The sequence below is a fragment of the Parundibacterium terreum genome, assembly GCF_014636315.1.
GTDB lineage: Bacteria > Pseudomonadota > Gammaproteobacteria > Burkholderiales > Burkholderiaceae_D > Undibacterium > Undibacterium terreum.
In genome coordinates, this window is the sequence record NZ_BMED01000001.1 from 1586917 (window position 1) to 1610455 (window position 23539).

Annotated in this window: 20 protein-coding genes; 6 read left to right on the top strand and 14 right to left on the bottom strand. The window is 55.1% G+C overall.

What is annotated here, in order from left to right; translation table 11 throughout:
• Together IEW12_RS07410 and IEW12_RS07415 are read right to left on the bottom strand one after the other, a co-directional pair.
• Entirely contained in the window at positions 1-3156 is a 3156-nt protein-coding gene (locus tag IEW12_RS07410) for an efflux RND transporter permease subunit (RefSeq protein ID WP_188565281.1), read from the bottom strand.
• 22 nt (positions 3157-3178) lie between these two features.
• Complete coding sequence (locus IEW12_RS07415; RefSeq protein WP_188565282.1) at positions 3179-4555, bottom strand: efflux RND transporter periplasmic adaptor subunit; 1377 nt, start codon at positions 4553-4555, stop codon at positions 3179-3181.
• A 160-nt stretch (positions 4556-4715) separates the two neighbouring features.
• Between IEW12_RS07415 and IEW12_RS07420 the strand changes: the two genes are divergently transcribed.
• Positions 4716-5357 (top strand): TetR family transcriptional regulator, encoded by a 642-nt coding sequence (locus tag IEW12_RS07420; RefSeq protein ID WP_188565283.1) that lies wholly within the window; start codon positions 4716-4718, stop codon positions 5355-5357.
• A gap of 286 nt (positions 5358-5643) precedes the next feature.
• Here the strand turns inward: IEW12_RS07420 and IEW12_RS07425 are convergent, their stop codons facing one another.
• Entirely contained in the window at positions 5644-6042 is a 399-nt protein-coding gene (locus IEW12_RS07425) for a cupin domain-containing protein (RefSeq protein WP_229750973.1), read from the bottom strand.
• A 335-nt stretch (positions 6043-6377) separates the two neighbouring features.
• Here IEW12_RS07425 and IEW12_RS07430 point away from each other — a divergent pair, with 335 nt between their 5' ends.
• Positions 6378-7505: a DegT/DnrJ/EryC1/StrS family aminotransferase gene (locus IEW12_RS07430; protein ID WP_229750974.1), complete on the top strand. Its 1128-nt coding sequence runs from the start codon at positions 6378-6380 to the stop codon at positions 7503-7505.
• Between the two features lie 36 nt (positions 7506-7541).
• Here the strand turns inward: IEW12_RS07430 and IEW12_RS07435 are convergent, their stop codons facing one another.
• From IEW12_RS07435 to IEW12_RS07445, 3 genes are all read right to left on the bottom strand, one after another.
• Entirely contained in the window at positions 7542-8447 is a 906-nt protein-coding gene (locus IEW12_RS07435; RefSeq protein ID WP_188565284.1) for a DMT family transporter, read from the bottom strand.
• Positions 8448-8945: 498 nt separating this feature from the next.
• Entirely contained in the window at positions 8946-10661 is a 1716-nt protein-coding gene (locus IEW12_RS07440) for a methyl-accepting chemotaxis protein (RefSeq protein ID WP_188565707.1), read from the bottom strand.
• Between the two features lie 72 nt (positions 10662-10733).
• On the bottom strand, positions 10734-12347 hold the full coding sequence (locus IEW12_RS07445; RefSeq protein ID WP_188565285.1) for a diguanylate cyclase: 1614 nt from the start codon (positions 12345-12347) through the stop codon (positions 10734-10736).
• Between the two features lie 252 nt (positions 12348-12599).
• Here IEW12_RS07445 and cynS point away from each other — a divergent pair, with 252 nt between their 5' ends.
• Complete coding sequence (gene cynS, locus IEW12_RS07450) at positions 12600-13043, top strand: cyanase (RefSeq protein ID WP_188565286.1); 444 nt, start codon at positions 12600-12602, stop codon at positions 13041-13043.
• 36 nt (positions 13044-13079) lie between these two features.
• Here the strand turns inward: cynS and IEW12_RS07455 are convergent, their stop codons facing one another.
• Positions 13080-13760, bottom strand: coding sequence for a Fe2+-dependent dioxygenase (locus IEW12_RS07455; protein WP_188565287.1), 681 nt, complete (start codon positions 13758-13760; stop codon positions 13080-13082).
• Between the two features lie 111 nt (positions 13761-13871).
• Positions 13872-16193: a catecholate siderophore receptor Fiu gene (locus IEW12_RS07460; RefSeq protein WP_188565288.1), complete on the bottom strand. Its 2322-nt coding sequence runs from the start codon at positions 16191-16193 to the stop codon at positions 13872-13874.
• Positions 16194-16535: 342 nt separating this feature from the next.
• Between IEW12_RS07460 and IEW12_RS07465 the strand changes: the two genes are divergently transcribed.
• A complete protein-coding gene (locus IEW12_RS07465) occupies positions 16536-16751 on the top strand; it encodes a hypothetical protein (protein WP_188565289.1) in 216 nt (71 codons plus the stop codon).
• 53 nt (positions 16752-16804) lie between these two features.
• Here the strand turns inward: IEW12_RS07465 and IEW12_RS07470 are convergent, their stop codons facing one another.
• The 4 genes from IEW12_RS07470 to IEW12_RS07485 are packed head-to-tail and all read right to left on the bottom strand — an operon-like array spanning position 16805 to position 20411.
• On the bottom strand, positions 16805-17449 hold the full coding sequence (locus IEW12_RS07470; protein ID WP_188565290.1) for a PqiC family protein: 645 nt from the start codon (positions 17447-17449) through the stop codon (positions 16805-16807).
• A complete protein-coding gene (locus IEW12_RS07475) occupies positions 17446-19101 on the bottom strand; it encodes a PqiB family protein (RefSeq protein ID WP_188565291.1) in 1656 nt (551 codons plus the stop codon). The genes IEW12_RS07470 and IEW12_RS07475 overlap by 4 nt, the downstream gene beginning before the upstream one ends.
• Positions 19094-19750, bottom strand: coding sequence for a paraquat-inducible protein A (locus IEW12_RS07480; RefSeq protein ID WP_188565292.1), 657 nt, complete (start codon positions 19748-19750; stop codon positions 19094-19096). Before IEW12_RS07480 ends, IEW12_RS07475 begins: the two co-directional genes overlap by 8 nt.
• Positions 19737-20411, bottom strand: a complete 675-nt coding sequence (locus IEW12_RS07485) for a paraquat-inducible protein A (protein WP_188565293.1) — start codon at positions 20409-20411, stop codon at positions 19737-19739. The genes IEW12_RS07480 and IEW12_RS07485 overlap by 14 nt, the downstream gene beginning before the upstream one ends.
• Before the next feature lie 273 nt (positions 20412-20684).
• On the opposite strand from IEW12_RS07485, the gene IEW12_RS07490 reads away from it, so the two are divergent.
• Positions 20685-21080, top strand: coding sequence for a helix-turn-helix domain-containing protein (locus IEW12_RS07490; RefSeq protein WP_188565294.1), 396 nt, complete (start codon positions 20685-20687; stop codon positions 21078-21080).
• Between the two features lie 39 nt (positions 21081-21119).
• On the opposite strand, the gene IEW12_RS07495 is transcribed toward IEW12_RS07490, so the two are convergent.
• Positions 21120-21665 carry a hypothetical protein gene (locus IEW12_RS07495; protein ID WP_188565295.1) on the bottom strand — a complete coding sequence of 182 codons (546 nt, stop codon included), beginning with the start codon at positions 21663-21665 and terminating at the stop codon, positions 21120-21122.
• A gap of 250 nt (positions 21666-21915) precedes the next feature.
• On the opposite strand from IEW12_RS07495, the gene IEW12_RS07500 reads away from it, so the two are divergent.
• On the top strand, positions 21916-22428 hold the full coding sequence (locus IEW12_RS07500) for a disulfide bond formation protein B (protein WP_188565296.1): 513 nt from the start codon (positions 21916-21918) through the stop codon (positions 22426-22428).
• Positions 22429-22499: 71 nt separating this feature from the next.
• On the opposite strand, the gene IEW12_RS07505 is transcribed toward IEW12_RS07500, so the two are convergent.
• Positions 22500-23534, bottom strand: coding sequence for a porin (locus tag IEW12_RS07505; RefSeq protein ID WP_188565297.1), 1035 nt, complete (start codon positions 23532-23534; stop codon positions 22500-22502).
• Positions 23535-23539 lie beyond the last annotated feature (5 nt).

The window sequence follows — 23539 nt, forward strand, 5'->3', positions numbered from 1 at the left end:
TTATTCCTTACCCTCAAGGGATTGAACGCTTTGAGGTATGTGTACCGGATGCACAAAGTCCAGCTCTGTGGTTTTCAGGCGTTTATCAAAGATCAGCTTGAAGAACAGCGGAACGAAGAAGATCGCCAGGAAAGTCGCTGCCAGCATGCCGCCGAATACACCGGTACCCAGCGATTGACGCGCACCGGCACCCGCACCATGCGAGAAGGCCAGTGGAGCAACACCCAGGATAAAGGCCAGCGAAGTCATCAGAATCGGGCGGAAGCGCAAGCGGGCCGCTTCCAGTGCCGCTGCTACCGGCGCATAGCCTTCATGTGTTTTCATCACAGCAAACTCAACGATCAGAATCGCGTTTTTCGCCGACAGGCCCAACAAGGTGACCAGACCGATCTGGAAGTACACGTCATTATTAAAGTGACGCAGCGTCACTGCCAACAGCGCACCGAAGATACCGAAAGGCATCGCCAGCAAGATGGAGAACGGCAACGACCATCTTTCATACTGAGCAGCCAGAATCAGGAAAATCATCAGCACACCGGCAGCCAGCGCAACACCGCCTGCACTGCTGCTGCGTTTTTCCTGGAAGGACGCGCCACCCCAGTCGTAGCCTACATCGGAAGGCAAGGTCTTGTTCGCTACGCGTTCCATCGCTGCCAGGGCCTGGCCAGAGCTATAGCCCGGCTTGGCATCGCCCAACAGTTTGATCGACGGCAGCGCATTGAAACGCTCAACCGAGTCAGGACCACTGATGAAACGCACGGTCGTGAATGAACGTACCGGTATCATCTTGCCGGAATCTGAACGGACATAGATATTGCCGATGTCGTCAGGCTTGGAGCGGAACTCGCCCTCCGTCTGCAACTGCACCGTGTAAATACGGCCGGCTTTATTAAAGTCGTTCACATAGTAGCTACCCAGCGTCGCTGCCAGGGTGTTATAGATGTCGGACAAGGCCACGCCTTGGGCACGTGCTTTTTCGTTATCCACGTCAACATACAACTGTGGCGAATTAGCCTGGAACAAGGTTTTTACGCCGGCCAGTTCAGGCTGCTTGTTGGCTTCCGCCAGGAAAGCAGGCAACAACTGGGACAAGCGCTTGACGCCGCCCTCACCCTTGTTTTGCAGGTAGAACTCGAAGCCGCCGGTCTGACCCAGGCCCTGGATTGCAGGAGGCGAGAAGAACAGAGGCAAGCCTTCCTTGATATGGCCGGTTTTGCCGTAGCTTTCACCCACCAGTTGCGCTGCGGACTGGTTACGCTCTTCCCACGGTTTCAACGGGAAGAACATCGTCGCTGCAGAAGATTTCAGACCGCCACCACCCAGGAAGTCCAGACCGACCAGTGCAAAGGTCGTATCTATGTTCTTGTTGGTTTTCATGATGCCTTCTACCTTCTTGACCATGTCATCGGTACGTTCCAGCGATGTACCTTCCGGCATGATCGCAGCACCAATGAAGTAACCCTGATCTTCATCCGGCACCAGGCCGCCCGGTACGATTTTCCACAGGAAACCGGTTGCCACCAGCATGCCGACGAACAGCAGTACACCCAGCAACGCACGTTTCATGAAGAAGGTCACGCCATCGGTGTAGCGGGTTGTCAAACGCAGGAAAGCGCCATTGAACCAGGTGAAGAACTTGTTATGTTGCTCTGCGCCCGGTTTCAGCAATACGGCACACAAAGCCGGAGTCAAGGTCAAGGCCACGATGCCGGACAGGACAACCGCGATGGAAATCGTTACCGAGAACTGGCGATACAATTCACCCGCCAAACCGCCAAGGAAAGCGATAGGACCGAAAGCCGCTACCAGAACCAGAACAATCGCAATTACCGGGCCGGTCACTTCATGCATCGCTTCAATCGCTGCATCGCGCGGGCTCATGCCCTCTTCATTCATCAAGCGTTCAACGTTTTCCAGCACCACAATCGCATCGTCAACCACGATACCAATCGCCAGCACCATGCCGAACAAAGTCAGAGTATTAATACTGTAGCCCAGCAAGTGCAAACCAGCCAGGGTACCAATCAGCGATACCGGAACCGCGAGCGTAGGAATGATAGTCGCGCGCCAGCTTTGCAGGAACACGTATACAACGATAAATACCAGCACCATCGCTTCGCCCAGGGTTTTCAATACCTCGGCAATCGATTCGGTAACGAAAGGTGTCGTGTCATAAGGCGTAGTGTAGTCCATGCCCTCCGGGAACTTGGCACGCAATTCCTTGAAGGTGACATCCACTGCCTTGCGCACATCCAGCGCATTCGCACCGGTTTGCAGGAAGATACCGATATTGGCGGACGGATGTCCGTTGACGCGACCGTTCAGGTTGTAATCCTTGGAACCCAGCTCTACCCTGGCAACGTCCTTGATGCGGATAGTGGCGCCGCCCTTGGAAGTCTTGACAATGATATTCGCAAATTCAGCCGGTTCCAGCAAGCGGCCCTTGGCCGTTACCGTCATCGTCAGTTCTTCGCTATTGTTTGGCGTAGCACCGATCTTGCCTGCAGCATATTGCGCATTTTGCTCGTTGACTGCATTGGTGATGTCGCCTACCGTCACACCCAGTTGCGCCATGCGGTCAGGACGCATCCAGATACGCATTGCGTAGTCTTTTGCACCGAAAATCTGCACGTTGGTCGTACCCGGAATACGTTTTACTGCATCCAGGATATTTTGCGTTGCATAGTTGGACAAGTACAGCGCATCGTAGCGGTTGTCAGGTGAAAACAGCGCACCGACGACCAGGAAGTTGGACGAACTCTTGGAGACCGTCACACCCTGGCGCCTTACTTCCTGCGGCAGCTTGGCATCTGCCTGGCGAACGCGGTTGTTCACGTTCACCGCAGCGATGTCCAGATCAGTACCTACTTCAAAGGTCACGTTGATGGAAACGCGGCCGTCAGCGGAAGAAACCGAATCCATATACAGCATGTGTTCCACACCGTTGATCTGTTCTTCGATCGGTGCGGCGACAGTACGCTCCACCACTTCAGCGGAAGCGCCCGGATAAACGGCGGTTACGTTGACGACAGGCGGAGAAATTTCCGGGTAGCGCGATATCGGCAATACCCTTAAGGCGGCCAGACCGGCCAGCACGATAATCAGCGACAGTACTGTCGCGAAAATCGGGCGGTTAATAAAAAATTTAGAAAACATAGAGGTTCCTTAGCGCCGGGGCTTATTGTGCTGCTTTGGCGCTTTTAGCGTCAGGCGATGTTTTTGGTGTCGATGCTGCAGAGGCTGCTGGAGCACCTTCTGCCGGAGCGGCAGCCGGTGGTGCACCGGCTGGAGCACCCTCAGGTGCGCCGGCTGCCGGGCCAGATGCCGCAGTGGCAACAAAAGGCACTGGTTTGACTGTCATGCCTGGCTCATGCGCCTTGATGAAGCCTTCCACCAATACACGGTCGCCGGCTTTCAGGCCTTTGGAAACAACCCACTCGCCATTTGTCCAGCCATCCAGCTCCACAGGGCGTGGCGCCAGCTTGTTGTCAGGGCTGACGGTGAAGACGATCTTGCCGATAGGCGCATCGATCACAGCGCGTTGCGGCACAGCGATGGAATTGTTCAGGTTGGCACCTGCCAGCATGACACGCACAAACTGGCCTGGACGCAGAACGCCGTCCGGGTTAGGGATTTGTGCGCGGGCATCAAAGCCGCCATTTGCCGGGTTGATGCGTTCGCTGGCGAAGTTCATCTTGCCTGCCACCGGATAGATGCTGCCATCTGCCAGTTTGATCTTGACTTCAAAGTTCAGGCTGCCATTGGTCGAACGCTTGCCCGGTACGGATACCTTGCCGGCATTCACTTCCTTGATCAGTTTCAGGTAGTCGGCTTCAGTCACGCTGAAGTTGACATACATAGGATCTGTCTGGACGATGGTGGTCAGCAAGCTGTCGCTTGCGGTAACCAAGCTGCCGTTGGATTTGCTGGCGATGCTGGTAATACCGTCTATCGGTGCAATCACCTTGGTGTAGCCCAGGTTCAGCTTGGCTTCATTGACCTGTGCACGCGACTGCTTATAGGCAGCTTCGGCGGATTCCGCCAGCGATTTGGCATCGTCGAACTCTTTCTGGCTGATCGCCTTGTCGGCTGCCAATGGTGTCAGACGGGCCAGTTCACGCTTGGCCTGGTTCAGCTTGGCTTCATTTACACCTGCATTGGCTTCGGCCGATGCAAGCTGAGTCTGGTAAGTGCCCGGATCGATCTGGAACAGTACGGTACCAGCTTTAACCTTGGCGCCTTCTTCATAGAGCCGATTTTCCAGGATGCCGGAAACGCGCGCACGCACTTCGGTCTCCTTGAAACCGGCCGTCTGGCCAACGTATTCAAAGCCCAGCGCGAGGTTGCGCGGCTGTACCGTCACTACGCTGACTTCAGGTGGAGGCATGCCGCCAGGGCCACCCGGAGCGCCGCCGCCATCATGTTTGCCGCATGCGGCCAGCAACAGCAAGGGTACACTGACTGCCAATGCACGCAATGCCAGGCCGGACTTGGTGTTGCCGGATGTAATTAAAGGGGATGCAGATGCAGAAAAGGGATATTGATAGGCGCGCATGGATTCTTCTCTATAAACGGAGGGTATGCTATTATATACATTCATGAATGTTTGTAAATCAAAGCGGTGAACTATTTCTTGTTGCACTTAAAAAAAGAACAATTTTCCCAAAAATCTGGGAATGATGCCGGGTTGCCAGGAAAACGGGAGGAGACATAAATTGGCCAGAAAAACAAAAGAAGAAGCACAAGAGACATACACTGCCCTGCTGGATGCCGCTGAAAATGTGTTTCGTGAAAAGGGTGTTACCAATACAACTCTGACCGACGTCGCCGTTGCTGCAGGCATGACGCGGGGGGCTATCTACTGGCACTTCAAGGATAAGATTGATTTGTTTAAGGCCATGTGCGATCGCGCCTTCATGCCGATGGAAGCTTTGCTGAACGAAGTTGCAGCGGGGCCTGGAAACGACCCTCTTCAATCCCTGCGGCAAATGGCACTACACATGTTGAACCTGGTCGCCACCGATACGCGGCAGCGCGCCGTATTTGATATCTTATTCCATCACTGCGAAAAAAACAGCGCTCTCGAATTTTTTGTCCAGGATCAGGAAAAACGGGCCGAGTGCCTGGATCGAGTCACTCTAATTTTCCAGGCAGCCGTCAATCAGGGACAATTACCGCCCGATACCGATATATGGCTGGCGATGCATGCGCATCACGCCTATCTGATGGGGCTGATCTCCCAATGGCTGGAAAGTCCCGAAGACTATGATCTGGCATTGCATGCGGAAACGATGGTGGACATTTTCCTTGCCGGCCTGAAAGCCAAACCTCCTTTAAAGAGAAGCACGGAAAATTAAATCGTTTTACGTTCTGCGCATATATAACATGCGGCACACCGGTTCGTCACATGCTTTCTATACAAAGCCCGGTCAAATATATTGACATGCGCTGTTTTACTTGTGCCCGGCCCTAACCCTACAGAAATCTTTCATCCCAGCACTGCCGTATTCAAGACCCGTAAGACTGCGGGTGCCGTGATTTGTTCCGCAAATTCGCTTCTTTAGCAAAAAAAAATTTCAAGCACTATGGCCGGTCTGCATGACAAGGCAATGACAGAACCGGCCAACGCCAAACTAAGAAATATTACTTGGCATCGTCATACAAGGGCTTGCCCTTGTCAACGATATGCACCGTATACAATCTCAGCGGCGTATCGCCCACCACCTTGTAACCGCCGTGCGCAACATCGCGCAAGTTGAAAATCGGCGTTCCCGTTGCCATCATGACCGGGTCCTTGCCGGGCATCTGTATCATCGCTCCCTGCAGCACATAACCGGATTCCACGCCATGATGCAGATGCCGCGGAGATACATCGCCAGGTTTGTATTCGACGATGGAACTGATGACTTCCATGCCCGGCGATCCAGTGAGGTCGGTACGTTTTAATTCTGTACGTACATTGCTGTTATCCTGAGCCCACAGCGGATTGGCGAACATCACCAGAGCCGCAGCGACCACAGCAGAAGTCCCTTTAAAATTCATTTCCCTGTCTCCTGTAAATTTTATGATGCACGACCTAGGGCCTGTTAACAATCAAATTGGGAGTGCGAATGAGTCTAAACGGGTACAGGGCTAGGCGCGACGCGCGACGCAGTGCGAGCACTGCTAGCGAGGCGTAACAACGCCATGTGCCCGTTTAGAGCCATTCCCTCCGGGTTCACCCAATTTAATTGTTAACAGGTCCTAGATTGGGTGCGGCAATGATATTAGCACCTGTGGGGCAACTTCGCTGACGGCAAAACTTTTAGCCTGGAATGATAAAATCTGCGGCTGGATACCACTCAAAATCTCTCAATCATCTTTCACCGACAGCTTCCATGAACACCACTCCTCCCATGATCAATTTCGCCCAACCCTGTCTGGACGACGCAACGATACAAGACGTCGCCGACGTGCTGCGCTCCAACTGGATCACCAGCGGCCCCAGGACCGTCGCGCTGGAGCAGGCACTGTCTACCAGTTTTGGCGGGCGCCCGACACGGATGCTGACCTCAGCGACAGCAGCGATGGAAGTGGCGCTGGATGTGTGCGGCATAGGACCGGGAGATGAAGTCATTACCTCCGCACAAAGCTTTTTCTCAACGATGAACATGATCGTCAAGGTCGGCGCACGTCCTGTGTTTGTCGATTGCGAGCTGGCTTCGCGCAATATCTTGCTGCAACAGGTAGAGACCGCCATAACGCCGCAAACCAAGGCCATCATGCCCACCCACTTCCCAGGCGCATTGGTGGACATGGACGCCTTGCTGGCACTGGCAAAAAAACACGGCTTGCGCGTGATTGAAGATGCGGCGCTGGTGCAAGGCTCATACTGGAAAGACCAGGCTATTGGCAGCTTCGGCGACATCGCCACCTTCAGCTTCCATCCCAACAAGAATATGACGACGATAGAAGGCGGTGCCATCGTCGTCAATACCGAGCAGGAAGCGAAGCAAGTGGATATCCTGCGTTTCCACGGCATTACGCGGCTAGCGGACGATACCCGCGACGTGGTCACGGCGGGCGGCAAGTTCAATCTATCCGATGTATCTGCCGCAATAGGCCTGCGCCAATTGCCGCAACTGGATAGTTTCCTGCAAAAACGCCAATCGCTGGTGCAGCGCTACTTCCAGAATTTTCCCAAAATACCGGGCGCGGTATTGCCGCCGAATGACATGCCGCGTCAAAGCTGGAATATGTTCTGCGTGCTATTCCCTTTTGCCGACCTGAAAACAAGCCGCAAGGAATTGCGCGATGCGCTGCGCCAGCATGGCATCGCCACCGGCGTTTCCTATGAGGCCTTGCATACGACAACACTGGGCCGCAGCCTGGGGTATAGCGAAGGCCAGTTCCCGAATGCGGAACGCATCGCCAATGAAACACTGACGCTGCCCCTGCATGTGAACATGACACTGGAAGATGTGGACCGTGTTTGCGAGACAGTGAAAACCGTGCTGGGCCTGTAAGCCCCTATAACAGTCCGCCGAATAAACCGTAGAAAATCAGGCAGAGGCTTCATTGGTACGCGGCTTCGCCGGCATCACCATTGCAGCGACTCCAATAACCACAAAAACCAGACCAAGATAGGCTATCGGCGCCAGGCGCTCGCCAAGAAACAGCGTACCCAGCAGCACGCCGACAGGCACCCGCAGATAAGCCTGGCTGGTCGTGCCGACCGACCCCAGCGAGGCCAGCAGCCGGAAGTACAATACAAAGGCAAACGCGGTCGATACGACAGACAGGCCCAGCAAGGCAGCCACCGAAGACAGCGATGGCGACAGGCTCCAGGGGTGGTCTACCAGCAGGCTAAGCGGCAGCAGGATAACCCCGCCGGACAACAGGGAGCCGGCAGCGGGCACAGCCGGATGCAGGCCCTGGAAATTCTTGCCAAAGATCGCCGCAACCGCATAGCAGACAGTCGCCAGCACAATAGCCAGTTGCGGCAGCAAATTCTGCCCCAGCTTGTTCATTGCTTCCACGCCTATCACCAGCACGATGCCGGCGATCCCCGACAGCACGCCAATCAGCTTGCGTCGCGTGACCGCCTCATGCCGAGTGATGCAGAGCGTAATCAGGAAGGTAAATATCGGTGAGGTGGAGTTCAGGATCGTCGCCAGTGCCGCATCTACATGCAGCTCCGCCCATGCGATCAGCGTGAAGGGAATGACGCTGTTCATGAGCGCCTGAAAAGCGAACAGCTTCAGCACTCGGCTATCGGTAGGCATACGCACGCCCATGATACGCATCCAAGCCAGCAGCAGGCTGCCTGCAATCAGCGTCCTCGCAGCGATCAGCGTTACCGGCGGAATCGTTGCCAGGCCCAGTTTGATAAAGGTGTAAGACGCACCCCACAATGTGGCGAGCAGGAGCAACAGCAGGTAATCGCTTAGAGGCGGACGGCGGGACATCGGGCGGCCTTTTTATCATCAAGACCTCGATGGTGGCAGACAGGACAAAGGCGGTCAACGGAAAATACTTCGTTGACCGCCTAGGGCCTGTTAACAATTCAATTAGGAGATGCGTTCCAAGCAAAACGCGGGCTGGCAAGGCGCGCAACGCCGTTAAGGCTGGTGCCTTAACAAGGAGTGCAACGCAGTCCAGCCCGCGTTTTGCTTGGAACCCGGAGGGAATGGGTCTAAACAGGCGCAGGGCGTTGTTGCAGCCCGCTGGCAGTATTCATACTGCGGCGCGGACTACCCTTGCAGGGCGCACACTGGCTTGCAAGCCAGTGCCGTTACGCAGGCAGGCGACTTGTCGCCTGAAACCCCTGTTTCACCCTAGCCCTGCACCTGTTTAGACCCATTCGCACTCCTAATTTAATTGTTAACAGGCCCTAAGCTTGGAGCTGGAATTTGTCAGTGTCTTATTTTTTCATGCCGGGGAAGATCCTCGTTTTTTTCCAGGCATTAAAACTCTTCCCAGTCATCCTTGTCTTTTCCTGCCGTGACAAGCTGCTTTGGCGCTGTTGCCTGCTTTAGCTTAGCCGTTGCGGCACGCGCCTTGATGGGTAATACCTTGACGTCGGCACGGCGGGCAGGAGCCTGCACTTTTGCCGCGTTGCCCGCCAGCGCGAGCTGCTCATTCTTGCCCAGCTTGAAAATACTGACCACATTGGCAAGCTCGGCCGCCTGTTCCTGCAAGCTGCCTGCGGCAGCAGCGGCCTGTTCAACCAGCGCGGCATTTTGCTGTGTCACTTCATCCATCTGCGTGATGGCCTGGTTGACCTGCTCTATGCCTGAACTTTGCTCCTGGCTGGCCGAAGTGATCTCGCTGATGATGTCAGTTACACGCCGGACGCTGGCCACCACTTCATCCATCGTCGCACCGGCTTGCTCTACCAGCCTGCTACCTGTTTCCACTTTTTCTACCGAGTTGCCTATCAGGGTTTTGATTTCCTTGGCCGCAGCAGCTGAGCGTTGCGCCAGGTTGCGCACCTCGCTGGCAACTACCGCAAAACCACGCCCCTGCTCGCCCGCGCGCGCTGCCTCGACAGCAGCATTCAGCGCCAGGATATTGGTCTGGAAGGCAATGCCGTCAATGACGCTGATGATGTCGACAATTTTCTTGGCCGATTCATTGATTTCGCCCATGGTATCCACCACCTGAGAAACCACGGCGCCGCCTTTGCTAGCCACTTCGGATGCCGACTCAGCCAGCTTGTTGGCCTGGCGGGCATTATCCGCATTATTTTTTACAGTAGAAGTCAGTTCCTCCATCGACGAAGCCGTCTCTTCCAGCGAGCTGGCCTGTGATTCTGTACGCGACGACAGATCCAGATTACCGGAAGCGATTTCGCCGGAGGCCGTAGCTATCGTATCCGTGCCGCTGCGCACCTGACCGACTATCCGCACCAGGCTGCTATTCATGTCTTTCAGCGCCTGTGTCAGTTGCCCGGTTTCGTCGCTGGACATCACCTGGATGTCGCCGGTCAGATCTCCGTCCGCCACGCGCTGTGCCGAATCCACAGCCTTCCTGAGCGGACCGATAATGCCCATGGTCAGCCACCACGCACAAAACACGGCCAGCGCCAGGGCGGCAACGGTCAGCGTTATCAGCAGGACGCGGCTGGCAGCCGCAGTGGCTTCTATTCTTTTGGCCGTCTCATCAATGGATTTGCGTTGCAGCTCCAGGAATTGCTGCAGCAAGGCTTCATATTTTTTGGAATTCGGCAAGAACGCGCTATTGAATAATTTCTCTGCCTGTTCGTTATCTCCGGCCAGCTTGGCCTTGGTCACAGCCGCCCTGGCATCCAGGTAGGCGACTCCTGCTTCATTGGTTTTTTTATAATGCGCCAGTTCATCTTCAGAGATCAGCAGCGGCTCCATTTTCAGCTTCAGCGCGGCGGCCGTCTTGACAGCTTCGGCCGCCTCTTCCGCGAAAAAGGAACCCAGTTGCGGATCACTGCTCTTGACGATCGCAGTAGTCCTGCGAATGCCGGCAAATACCAGGCGATACCAGTCATCGATGATGCGTTCTTTGGCGAGCGGCTCTTCCATCATCGCCCGCGTCGATTCTGCGACAGTTTGCAGGCGCCAGATCCCTATGCCGCTGATCACTGCCGTGAGTAGCAGGACGATCGCAAAGCCAAAGCCGAGGCGAGTACCTATCTTCCAATTTTTCATCATGTCTCCTGATTAATATTTCGTATCCGCCACTATTTTTCTCTGCAGCCACCGGTATGCGAGCCGTTCAGCTTACACTGAATCCTGCTGCGCGCTGCCTGCTGTTTCTTTGATTTCTGTGATTTCCGCGGTCTGTTTGGTTTGCGCCGTACCCACCTTGTCCCGTCCTGTTGTTTTGGCAGCGTACAAGGCTTTGTCTGCGGCCTGCAAGAAGGCGGCTGCATCGGCGCCATGCGGTTGGGGGAACCAGGCTTCTACGCCCAGGCTGATGGTGACTATTCCGGGCGGATTGCCGCTATGCTCAATTTTTAAATCCTTAACACCCAGGCGCAGTTTTTCAGCAACGGTAATCGCCCCGCTCAGATCCGTGTTGGGCAGCAAGATCGCAAATTCCTCGCCGCCGTAGCGCGCGCTAAGGTCACCCGGCCTGTGCATATGGATGACTTCGCTGATTTGCCGCAAACACTGGTCGCCGGCCGGATGTCCGTAAAGATCGTTAAAACGCTTGAAGTGGTCTACGTCCATCATCAACAAGGCCAGTGACTGACCGTTGCGCATCGCACGCTTGAATTCCGTGCTCAGTGCGATATCGAACTGGCGCCGGTTCGCCAAACCTGTCAGCGCATCGTGCAAGGCGATATTTTCCAGCTCGTGATTCAAGGCCAGCAATTTTTCTTGCGTAGCCAGCAATTCATCCCGAATGATGGAGCGTATCTTGATCTGCTTGATCAGATAGCGGCCCAAAGAGGCAATAATCAGCACCAGCAGCAAGGTGCCCAGGGAATAGCGCATAGTCTGCCCGCGCCAGCTGGACAGCACTTCACTGGTCGCCAGCGAGGACACTGCAATCAAGGGAAAATGATCCAGATGATGGAAGCCGACTATTCTTTGCACCCCATCGAAGCGGGATATGTTGGTGCCGGTACCATCCTTTTGCAGCTTCAGGTACTGGCGAAAGAAAGGTGAACCGGAAATATTCTGGCCTATGAATTCTTCCTTGAACGGACGCCGCATCAGCACTGTTGCATTTTCCAGCACCAGCAGAATCGCGCCCTTTTCACCTATAGAAAAATTGGCGTAATACTGGTCAAAATAGGCAACCCTGACGGTTGCCAGAACGACACCACCAAAAGAGCCATCCACCTTATTCACCCGGCGCGATATAGGAATAATCCAGTCGCCCGTGGAACGGCTCATGATGGGACGGCTGATGTATGGGGCACGCTCAGGGTGCTTGGAGTGATAGAGAAAGTATTCGCGGTCTGAGTTATTCAGTCCGCTAGGAACATCTTCCAGTGAATTGACCAGCCACTTGCCGTTCTCATCATAAATGAAAATACCCTGTAGCTCGGGCAGCTCGGCAACCCTCGCCGCCAGCGAAGGATAGAGCTTGAGCACAAGCTCCGGGTGCACATTGATTTGTTCGACTTCGCCCACCAGGCCGAACAAGATCGTATCGGCCTTCTTTAGCGTATCTTCCGCATGCTGGGCAACCGAGCGTGTCAGATTTTGCACGTCGAGCTCTGCTTCTCTCAGCGTGGTCCGGTATCCCTGCCAGGACGACCAGACTTCCAAAACGATAAGGGAAACGCACACCAACACTACAAAGCCGACTGCAAGGCTAAGGACCGAGCTACGCCGTTTGATAGTGTCTGTCCCGGGCGAGCTGTTTTCTCGTCTAGTCATAGTTATTTGAAAGTGTTCTTGACCTACCCTGAGTATAGTTTGAAAAAGTTACGCCTCATAAATATATGCGCAAAATTGGGCTTAATTAACATTTTTTCACCTATATCTTCGCTGTGTCGCATGAAGACCATCGACATAAGCAAGCAAAATTACTCATTTGGCAATTGACAGCTCGGTGATTGGCTGTGCTGGCACAGCTCTTGCGTCTGAAAATATCGCTTTTGGAGATATTTCAATCACAAGGAGCCCCACATGGATCGCAATGAAGTTACCCAAAAAATTATCTCAGCCAAGGTCAGGAATAAATTGACGTGGTCAGACATCGCCAAGAAAATAGGTCAGAGCAAGGAGTGGACAACGGCGGCCATGCTGGGCCAGATGACCTTGAATCTGGAACAGGCAACAGTCGCCAAATCCCTGTTCAGCCTGACGGATGAAGAAACCGCCTGGCTGCAGATCGTCCCGTACAAGGGTTCGCTACCAACGGCAGTTCCGACGGATCCGCTGATTTACCGCTGGTATGAAATCGTCAGCGTGTATGGCACCACCATCAAGGAGCTGATCCATGAAGAATTCGGCGACGGCATCATGAGCGCGATTGATTTTTCCATGGACATCCAGCGCCAGGCCGATCCCAAGGGAGACCGCGTCAACGTAGTATTGAGCGGCAAGTTCCTGCCTTACAAACAGTACTGAGCTGTATCAGGCTGTATCGGACTGAATAGGCCTGGATTAAACGTCGGCCCACTGCCGCAGCAGGTTATGGTAGTGGCCGGTGAGGCCGACCACTTCTTCGCAATCCCCTACCCTGGCGCGCAGTTTCTGGATATTCTGATCCAGTTCAAACAGCATGCTACGCTGCCAGTCATCGCGCACCATGCTCTGGGTCCAGAAGAAAGAGCAGACACGGTTGCCGCGGGTGACCGGTTCTACCTTGTGCAAACTGCTGGACGGATAAAGAATCAAGTCGCCGGCCGGCAATTTGACTTCGTGTGTGCCATAGGTATCCACGACGACCAGTTCACCGCCGTCATACTCTTCCGGATCACACAAAAACAGCGTGGAGGACACGTCCGTGCGCAGGCTGAGCCCGCTGCCCGGTATGTTGCGCACCGAACCATCGACATGCAAGCCATAGTGCTCGCCGCCCGCGTAACTATTGAACAGCGGCGGCATGGTGCGCGAAGGCAAGGCAGCGGCAAAAAATAGCGGATTACGCGCCAGTGCAGCGTGGATGATCTTGCCCAGCTCCAGCCCGACCTCCGATGTCTCCGGCAATTGGCGATTTTGCTTTACCTGCGCGCCCTGGGCACCCACGGTGGCACGGCCATCCACCCAGTCGGTATGGTCCAGCCGGCGCCGGATTTCGGCAACCTGTTCGCGCGTCAGTACTTCAGGTATGTGCAGCATCATGATGTGATTCCTTCTTGCTCTCCATTGATATGGAGTGGCGTTTCAATAGGCTTGTAACGAAAAAAGCCCCTCCTGTGCAGGAGGGGCCAGATTACCACGGCGTACCGGATATCAGAACTTGATATTAGCCGTCAAAGAAGCATAGCGCGGGGTACCTGGAGTGTAGCGGTAGCCGCTCTTGTTGATGGCGGATACATATTTCTTGTCGGCCAGGTTATACAGGTTCAACTGCAAGTCCACGTTCTTGGTAACCGAGTAGGATGCCATTGCATCGTAGACCCAGTAAGAATTGGTGTAGGCAGGAGTGCCGATAGCGCCGTCTGTGCCGCGCAGCAGGGAGTCAACAAAACGCGCGCCGCCGCCCAGTTTCAGGCCGAATGGCAGAGTGTATGAAGTCCATGCCGTGAAAGCCTGCTTCGGTGTGTAGCTCAGGTTGTTGATGCCGCTGGCTGTCACGACCTTGCCGGCCACTACGCTGGTGTTCATGCGGGTGTAACCGGCACTGATCAGCCAGTTGCGCATGACTTCGCCGGTAACGCCGATTTCGACACCTTGTACACGTTTTTTACCAGTCTGGTAGTACAGCAGATCCACTGGATCCTGCTCTACTTCATTTTTCACCTCGGTGCGATATACCGCTGCAGTGAAGGATAACTTCTGTTTCAGGAAATCCCATTTGGTGCCGACTTCCGTCGTTGTTGTTTCCTGTGGATCAAACTTTGGATTGGCAGCGCTGTTGGCCGACGTGCTCAGTGCAAAGTTGGAGCCTCCTGGCGGCTGCTTCGATGTTGCATACAGCGCATAGATACTGCTGTCTTCAGTAGGCTTGAACAAGGCGGCAATCTTGCCGTTGAACAGCGTATCAGACAATTCCAGCGCGGTCGGCACCAGCGTACCTACCGGCAGCGTAGGATTGGCGGCGGCTGTCGACAATGCGGTCGCATTGTAGGTCGTGCTGTAGTGGTCGAAACGCACGCCGCCATTGATCTGCCATTGCTCATTCAGCTTCAGCGTATCAAACACATAGGCGCTCTGGGTATTGGTGGAGCCGTCAGTGCGCACACCGTTACGCACCAGGTTCAGGCCTGTTGCAACCACGTTCGGGTTGGGGTTGTACAGATTGGCAGCAGGCAAGGTGCCGGTGCCGTTGTAGCCATAAGTCAGTTGCTTCTCGTTGGTCAGCTCCAGACCGGCTACGACTGTGTGCTTGATCGCGCCGGTTTCGAAATCGGCAGTGACCGTGCTTTGGTTGGTCAGGATTTCATTTTGCTGGTCCTTGATCGTACGTGTGCTGCGCGCCAGGGTCCAGGTCGATGGATCAGCCGGCACCGGCGTCAGCAGGTTGGCAGTAGTGCCCATGAACGCCGTCAGCAGGTAGTTTTGCTTGGTCTTGCCATAACGGGTGGTATTCAGCAGCTTTACCTTGGAATTGAAATCGTGCTCGATGCGGGCAGTGAACATGTCAGCGGTCACATTGTCGAAATCGGATTTGGCGCCGTAAAAATTCTTCGGATCGACGGGTGCTGCTTTGCTGAGGAATGGGCGACCGTTATTCAGGTCCGGACTGGTGTAGCCTGGCAGGCCGATGGTTGGCACGCCGCCGTCAGGCACGTTTTCCTGCTTGACGTGCAGATAGTCCAGGTAGAAGCGGGTTGGCGTTTTCAAGCCGAAAACGAAGGTTGGCGCAATGCCCCAGCGCTTGTTCTTGACTTCATTACGGCCTGGATTGCCGCTGTCCTGATCCAGCACATTCAGCCTGAATGCAGTGCCATTGTCGGCATTGATGACCTTGTTCCAGTCGGCTGTCACACGCTTCTGCTCGCCGCCGCCAATGGTGACGGATGAATATAGCGCATCTTCCAACGTTGGCTGTTTGGAAGTCAGGTTGACCGAGCCGGTTGGCGAACTGCGGCCATTGTCGGTACCTGCCGGACCTTTCAAGACATCGATCTGCTCAATATTGAACACGTCACGCGAGATGGAACCCAGATCGCGCACGCCGTCAACGTAGATGCTGCTTGAAGAATCAAAGCCGCGCATGTAGATGGAATCGCCGGTGCTGGTGCTGCCGTTTTCACCCAGGAAGAAAGTACCTACGCCTGGCGTGTTGCGCAATGCCTCGGTCAGCGTGACTGCGCCCTGCTGCTCTATCAGTTCCTTCTTGATGACAGTGATCGATTGCGGCGTGTTGACCAGCGCTTCAGTGTATTTTGGCGACGCAGCTTTATCGGCCTTGAAGTCGTTTTCCTTGGAACCAACAACTTTTACTTCCTGCAAGGTCTGTCCGCTCGTCGCTGCTGCTGCCACCGCTGTGGTGGCAGTTGCCTGGTCCGCGGCTTGAGCGGCGACCGGCAGCAGCATCACGGCCAGCGCCGTGCTCATATGTTGATTGAAACGGGATTTCGAATGTTTGCGGCTTTTTATCAGCGCCATGAACGTCTCTCAGTCAGTAGTCAATTGGATTGGCTGGCTGCTGCAAACGATCGGCGCTGTAAAGCGGGAAAGGCAAATGGCTGGCTGAATAGGGATATCAAGTTGGCAGCGATTGTAACAAACGATAACAGAGATGTAAATGATAATGATTATCATTAGTCATAATTTGTTGCATTTTTTCATCATCTCCCAACAGGCTCCTACTGGGAAAAGCCTATGATTTGAGGATCCGGATTATAAAATCCCGCACACAGCCCGCACACAGCCCGCACACAGCCCGCACACAAACAAATACCTTATGATGCATGCTGCAAAGACTTGTAAAGACTGGGAGTTGTTGTTGTGGCAAAACTGGAAGACATCGTAGGCAAACAAAAAGCGGGAGCGCAATTCGTATTGTCTGCGCCTATGCTAGGGATGGGGATAGAGGAATTCGATCAGGCCGCCAAGGTCTGGATCCAGCACGGAGGCCCCGGCTTCAAGGCTGCCGGAGTGCCGTTCAGGAAGGTGATAGACGGCGAATTCCTGATCCAGAGAATCACCGTCATCAAGGTTTAAAGCGCTTGTTTCAGCCTTGGCTGAGTTGTTTGAATTCGCAGATTAGGCTTGGCTCAGGAAGCCCGGGCAGTCTGCATGCCCTTCGCCACCGCAGCAGACAATTGGCGCACGGCCTCCGATACAGCAGGAGCGACCGGATCGTAACCGGCGCCGCTCATCGCAACGCTGATAACGCTGCGTTCTCTCTTCAATAACTTCCTGCTGCCGTCTTGCAGTACCCAGTTCGCTTCCAGCACAACCTTGTCGCCGCTGAGTATCAGTAACTGCTCTACCTGTATCTTCAAGTGATAGCGCGGCAAACCCTGCCCTGACGCAGCAAGCCCTGCCGTGCTACTTGCCAGCCATGCGCCGGGTAACTGGCCCCTCAGGTTGGCGATGACGGCCTGCGCGATCTGTTCATCCAAAGGCGCCACCCAGCGCTGGTCATCGGTGATGCTGGCTTCGGTGGCGGATTTCTGCACAACCAGTTGCGGCCTGTTGATGGATTCGGGTATCTGCACGCTTCCCAGTATCAATTCATACTGGACTCCTGCCGCATCGCCGGCGTCGGCCGCAGCATTGCCAGGATAGGCGATCCTGTAGTAGCGCTCGGTCGCCGGAGTTGCGCAGCCAGCCAGAACCAGAGTGCTCACCAGCATCACCAATCCCGTCAATGCCGCCAGCGGCAAAGCAGGCTCCGTTTTTTTCCTTGTGATCATGGTTTGACCTTTTGTTTTCCATATACCAGCGCCTCCGGATGGCGCTCCAGCATGTCGGCAAGGTTGGCCAGCGCGCGTGCCGATTTTGCCACCTGCTTCAGCGATTCGCGCACATCCTGCTGTAAGGGCGCATCTTCCGCCAGTACCGAATTGGCATTCGCCAGAGTGCTCCTCGCTTCTTTCAAGGTAGACGCCAATTCCGGCGTCACTTCCGAATCCAGACGGCGCACCAGTTTTTCTGTGGTGGACAAGGTCGTGTTGAGCTTGTTCAGCGCCTGCACCAGCTCGGCGGATATCTGGTCGAAAGGCAGCTTGTCTATTTTCTTGGCGATACGGCCTACTGTGTCCTGGATTTCTCCCAGCCCACCGCCCACCGTCGGCAATACAGGATAAGCGCTGCTCCAATCCATCTTGGCCGGAGGTGCATCGGGAAAGAAATCCAGCGCAATATACAGTTGGCCGGTAATCAGGCTGCCGCTGCGCAATTGCGCCCGCATGCCGCGCGCCAGCAGGTGCTCCAGCAAGGACCGTTCTTTTGCCTCGGTATCGTCATCCGGCAATTTGGCGCCGGCCCTGACCCTGGACTTGAGCCGGTCCGGATACAGGCTGACTTCTACCGGGAAACGCGGCAGGCGCCCATTTTCGGTGAACTCCACACCCAGCGATTTCACCTCGCCGATGACGATGCCGCGCAAGTCCACCGGCGCGCCCTTGGACAAGCCACGCAGGGACTCGGGGAAGTACATCAGGAAGCTGCGCACCTTGGTGTCGGGTGCGCGCATCGCATGCTCCCTGTCTTCAAACAAGGGGAATACAGAACCTTCAAACGCGGGTTTGCCGCCGGGCAGCGCATCATCGTGATCCTGAAAAGCCAGGCCTCCTTCTATCAGCGACGACAGGGACTCCGTCGTCACGCGCAGGCCGTTGGCATCCAGTTGCATGTCTATGCCGCTGGCATGCCAGAAGCGTGTGTCCGGAGTTACATACTGGTCATACGGTGCATCGATGAATACCCGAATAGTGACCCCCTTGCCATCCTGATCCAGGTTGAACTTGGTCACATGGCCGGCATTAATATGGCGAAAGAAGATGGGCGAACCGTAATTGACCGAGCCGGTCTGAGCCCCGTGCAGGACAAACTCGCGGCCCGGAGAGTCACGCGTCACCAGCGGCGGTTCTTCCAGCCCGACGAATTCATCCGTCATCGACTCTGCCGTGCCGACATCGACGCTGATATAGCTGCCGGACAGCAGCGTATTCAAGCCGGATACCGAGCCGCCGGAAATCCGCGGCTTGACAACAAAGAAGCGGGTATCGGTCGCAAGAATATCGGAAGAACTCTTGATCAGCTGCGCCGTCACCAGCACCCGCTTGCGGTCAGGCGACAGTGTAATCGCCTTGACATGACCGACATCGACGTCCTTGTAGCGTATCTTGGTCTTGCCCGCCTCCAGCCCTTCGGCCGACTTGAAACTGATGGTAATCACCGGCCCCTGGCTGGTAATACTGTGTATGACCAGCCAGATGCCGATCAGTGCGGCAATAATGGGCACGGCCCATACAAAAGACGGCAGCCTGCGGCGTTTTTTGATAGTCACGGCAGGGGCACTACTTGCAGGCAAGCCGGGATTTTCTGAAGTTGGATCATTCATCGGTAGTTTTTATGGCTGCCCAGATTAAACGTGAATCAAAGCTTTGCGCCGACAGCATCGTCAGCACGACGACAGCACCAAATGCCAGCGCGCCGGCACCGGGGTGCACCGAAGCCAGCGACTGGAATTGTACTAGGGCCACCAACACGGTCACAACGTATACATCCAGCATGGACCAGCGCCCCACGGCCTCGACGATACGGAAAAGCTGCGTGCGCGGCAAGGGGTTCCAGGGCGACTTCCGCCAGCAGGTGATCAGCAACAAAGTAATCGAAAACAGTTTCAGCAAGGGCACCATGATGCTGGCAAAAAATACAAGCAAGGCCAGCGGCCAGGACCCGGTTTCCAGCAGCAATAAAACACCACTCATGATGGTATCGTCCTGCGCACCGAAAATGGTTTCAGTATGCATCACCGGCAGCAGGTTGGCCGGTATATATAGGATAGCGGCCGCTATCAGGTAAGCGGCAGCCTTCGACAGGCTATTCGGATCGCGCAGATGCAATGAAGCGCCGCAACAAGTGCAATGGGTGGCAGAGTCGTCCGCGGTCGAACACAGCGTCTCGCAAATACCGCAAGTCACCAGCTCCGCGTCCGCGCCGTTTCTCCCCACCAGGGTGCCGGCAGGCACGCTGTCAAGTTCCGGCATGCGTTTCTCCCATGTAGGCAGCTCTTCCCAGCCCCTGCTGATGCGCCCATACCCAGACATTGCGCGGCGTGAGTATCGATGCCAGCGCCGCAGAGACGCAGATCATGGCGGCGCACGACCACAGAGCCGGGCCTATCACGATATCCGCCAGATTCTGCAACTTGACCAGCGACACCAGCAGGCCCAGCATGAATACTTCCACCATGCTCCACGGCCGTATCTTTTGCAGGAAGCGCATCGGCACCCCCACCGCCCGGCCGGCATCGCCAAACTTCAGCGTACATAATACATACAGGGCCACCGCAATTTGCAGCGCCGGCGCCAGCATCGTGGTCAGGACAACCAGTAAGGAAATGATGTGCATGCCGTCATCCCACATCGATAAGGCCGCATGGAACAAGGTGGTATCGCGGGTAACCTGCTGCACCTTCAGCGCCAGCAAAGGAAAACTGTTTAGTATCAGCAACAGGATTGCCGAGGTCAGTGCAACTGCCAGTGCCTGATCCAGCGTGGCACGGCTATTTCTGTACAAGCTGGCGTGGCAGCGCGGGCAATTGGCCGACTCCCCAGCAGCCAGCACCGCGCCGCGGCAGATCAGGTCGCATTCATGGCAAACGATCAGCTTGTTGTCAGTTAAAGGGATTGGTGAGGGTCGTATCATCTTTCTCGATATCAATCTGGGCCAATGATTGCATTTTGCAAATAGAGAAAATACAGCAAATAAGCTAAATACGGTATGACTATATCGCGGATGATATTTGTTTGGTGTTTTTATGCCAGATCACAGGCTAGGCTGTTGTGCCGGCCACGGAATGGTTATTCGCAACTACCTCTATTGGGAGAGCAGGCTCCCGCGCTTAGTAGGTTGGCCTATTCAGGCAGCATTCCATACTATGGCTGGATGCGACCAATTCAGGCCGCGAGGAGGTTTCCAGTGGATAAATTGCAGGAGCACCCGTATTCCAACCCAGTTGAAACGACTCGCGGCAAGGGGCTACGTCCCCGCGCAATGGCAAGAGTCGCCGAATATGTCGAGACCAATCTCGGTGAGCATCTGACACTGACTACGCTGGCCGACGCCGCCTGCATGAGCAGCTTTCACTTTGCGCGCATGTTTCGCGTCAGCACAGGTGCCAGCCCTATGGGTTACGTCGTTAGCCGGCGTATCGCAAAAGCCAAACAACTGCTGCAGGACGGAGAGCACACGCTTTCGAATGTGGCGGTGGAACTGGGCTTTTGTGATCACAGCCACTTCACACGTATTTTCCGCCAAATGACGGGAGTCACGCCGCGCGAATATATACGGCTCGGCCAGCCTCTCGACGAATAAACACTGCCCGGCCCTCACGCATACCTGACTACCCCCGCACTACGCCGGAAAACGAGGGCCCTGCGCCATCAGCCACCAGCCAGCGGCGGCAAATACGAGATAAGGCCAGGATCGCACCGCCAGTTTCCAGTCCACCCAGGACGGCCAGAAGGAAAGAAATTGCGGAGCCAGCGCAAAGGCCAGCGCAATATCGAACAGTTCAAATTTCAAGCCTGCCTGCGTACGCCAGAAGGCGACAATAATCGGAATGATGATGATCAGGAAAGGCGCCAGCGCCGCAGGCGCAGCGTTGTACCAGCGCAGATTGCTGAGCGCAACAGAGCCGAGTTCCCAGCTATTGCCGCTGCGGCGGGGAATGACCGAGAAAGAGACAGGCCTGGCGCCTGTCAGCAAACCCACCAGAAAATGCGCTGCTTCGTGGCTGATGGTGCCGGCAAGAGTAAATAAAAAGAAAACAGGGTACCTAGCCGACAGAAAGCGTATCAGCAGTGCCAGCAAGGCAGACGGCAACAGGTATATTGCCAGGTCCTGATACTTGCAAAGATATGCCGGCGCCAGGTCCGTGCATGCGTGGAAAAATGACATGTCTGACAATTTAAAAGGAAGGGCATTCCCCCTGCCTCCAAGAAATAGGAAAAACCGGCTGTACACCCTAAAAACAGGATGATAAGCGCTAAATTCGCCCATAAACTGTTATTTCTGTCAGGAAAAACAACAAAATCAGCCCTGATACGCCAATGTGCATCCAGCATGGTTAATTTGCCACATTTATTGCCCCAAAAACAGTATACGTCAGGTTACACTATGGCAATATAATTAACCCTCCCTGTTGACAATGGCTATCAAGTCCCGACATATCTATCTCGGCATAGGCTTAGGCAGTATTGCCGTGTTAGCGGTCAACATCCTCTATTTTCAGGACTACCTCGGCCTGCGGCCATGTGCACTGTGCGTCTTGCAGCGCATTGCCTATCTGCTGATCGCGATCACGGCGCTATTGCTGGTCAACCGCGATCCGCGGCGCCGGGAACCTGCTCTTTCCGAGTCCTTACTGCTTGCGTGGCCGGCCATGGGCATATTGCTGGCCGGATGGCAAATCTGGTCCAGCTACAAATCAGCCACGGGATGCCATTCAAGCACCGCAGAAACCCTTTTGCATGCGCTACCGCTGGCACAATGGTGGCCCGCCATGTTTGAGTCGTGGGCGGATTGCGCGGCCTTGGAATGGACGATGCTGCAATTTTCAATCGCGGACCTGTCCATGATCGCATTCGTGCTGATTGCAGTGATGGGCATCATCGGTACCAAGAGGAAACGGCGCGAATCGGCCAGGATGATGTTTGGCTAAAGCCTGAGGAATACAAGCAAACGCCGGATCAGCTACAGATCCGGCGTTTTTTCTTTACAGTACTTCCGGCATCAGAACCTGTGCTGCATGCCTACTGTTACCGCATTGGTGCCGCTACCGGTATCCACAGAATAGTTGACCGCATACAGCAGTGTATGATCGTTGCTCACGTGACCATAATCTATGTAAAACCGCGTACGCTTGGAAAAGTCGTACTGATAACCGATGGCGTACATCTTGGCACCGTTGTCCGCTGCGGTCTTGTCATTCTTCTTGGTGAAGTTTGCCAGGAAGTTGCCCTGTCCCATAGGGACGGTAATCCCCACCATCATGTCCGAGCTGTCCAGCGTGGTTGCGCCGCCTGCCTCATCCTTGTTGATACCATACGCAGCAGCAGCCTTAACGGGGCCAAAATCGTAAGTGGCCGCAAGTACCGTATTTTTGACCGAGCTGGTTGCCGGGTTGCCATTGACTTTGCTATACGCCAGCCTGCTCCAGAACGGGCCATTGGCATATGCCACGGACAAGCCTATGTAGCGCCCGGCGGAATTGTCGCCAGCTACTTCGCCAAAGCCATAGCTGGCGTAACCGGTAAAGCCGCTGAGATTAGGCGTGATGTATTGGAGTACATTGTTCAGGCGCGCAGTATAGCCGCCGGTGTTTTTGGGACCATTGCCGAACAGGCTGGCGGTACGGCCTGCAAACCCATTGCCGAAAGGATCGACCTGGCCTAGCGTATCGTCGATAGGATTATATTGGCGGCCCATCTGTACCTGCCCCCCGCTGCCCTTCAGGCCGACAAAGATCTGGCGGCCGAAAGCCAGGCCGCCCTGGGTCGATGCGCCGGTATCGACGGCCATACCCATCTCCATCGTAAAGTAGGTGGACATGCCATCGCCCAGATCTTCCGTGCCGCGAAAGCCCACGCGTGAGCCATTGCCCATGCCGCTGCTGAGTTTGACAACATTGCCGGCCGCTCCGCCGCGTTCTATTGCCAGGCCGGCATCCACCAGGCCGTAGATGGTAATGCTGGATTGTGCCAGAGCGCTGCCGGACATAATGCAGCATGCGGACAATATCGCCAGCGCAAGTGTTGATTTCTTCATGAAGA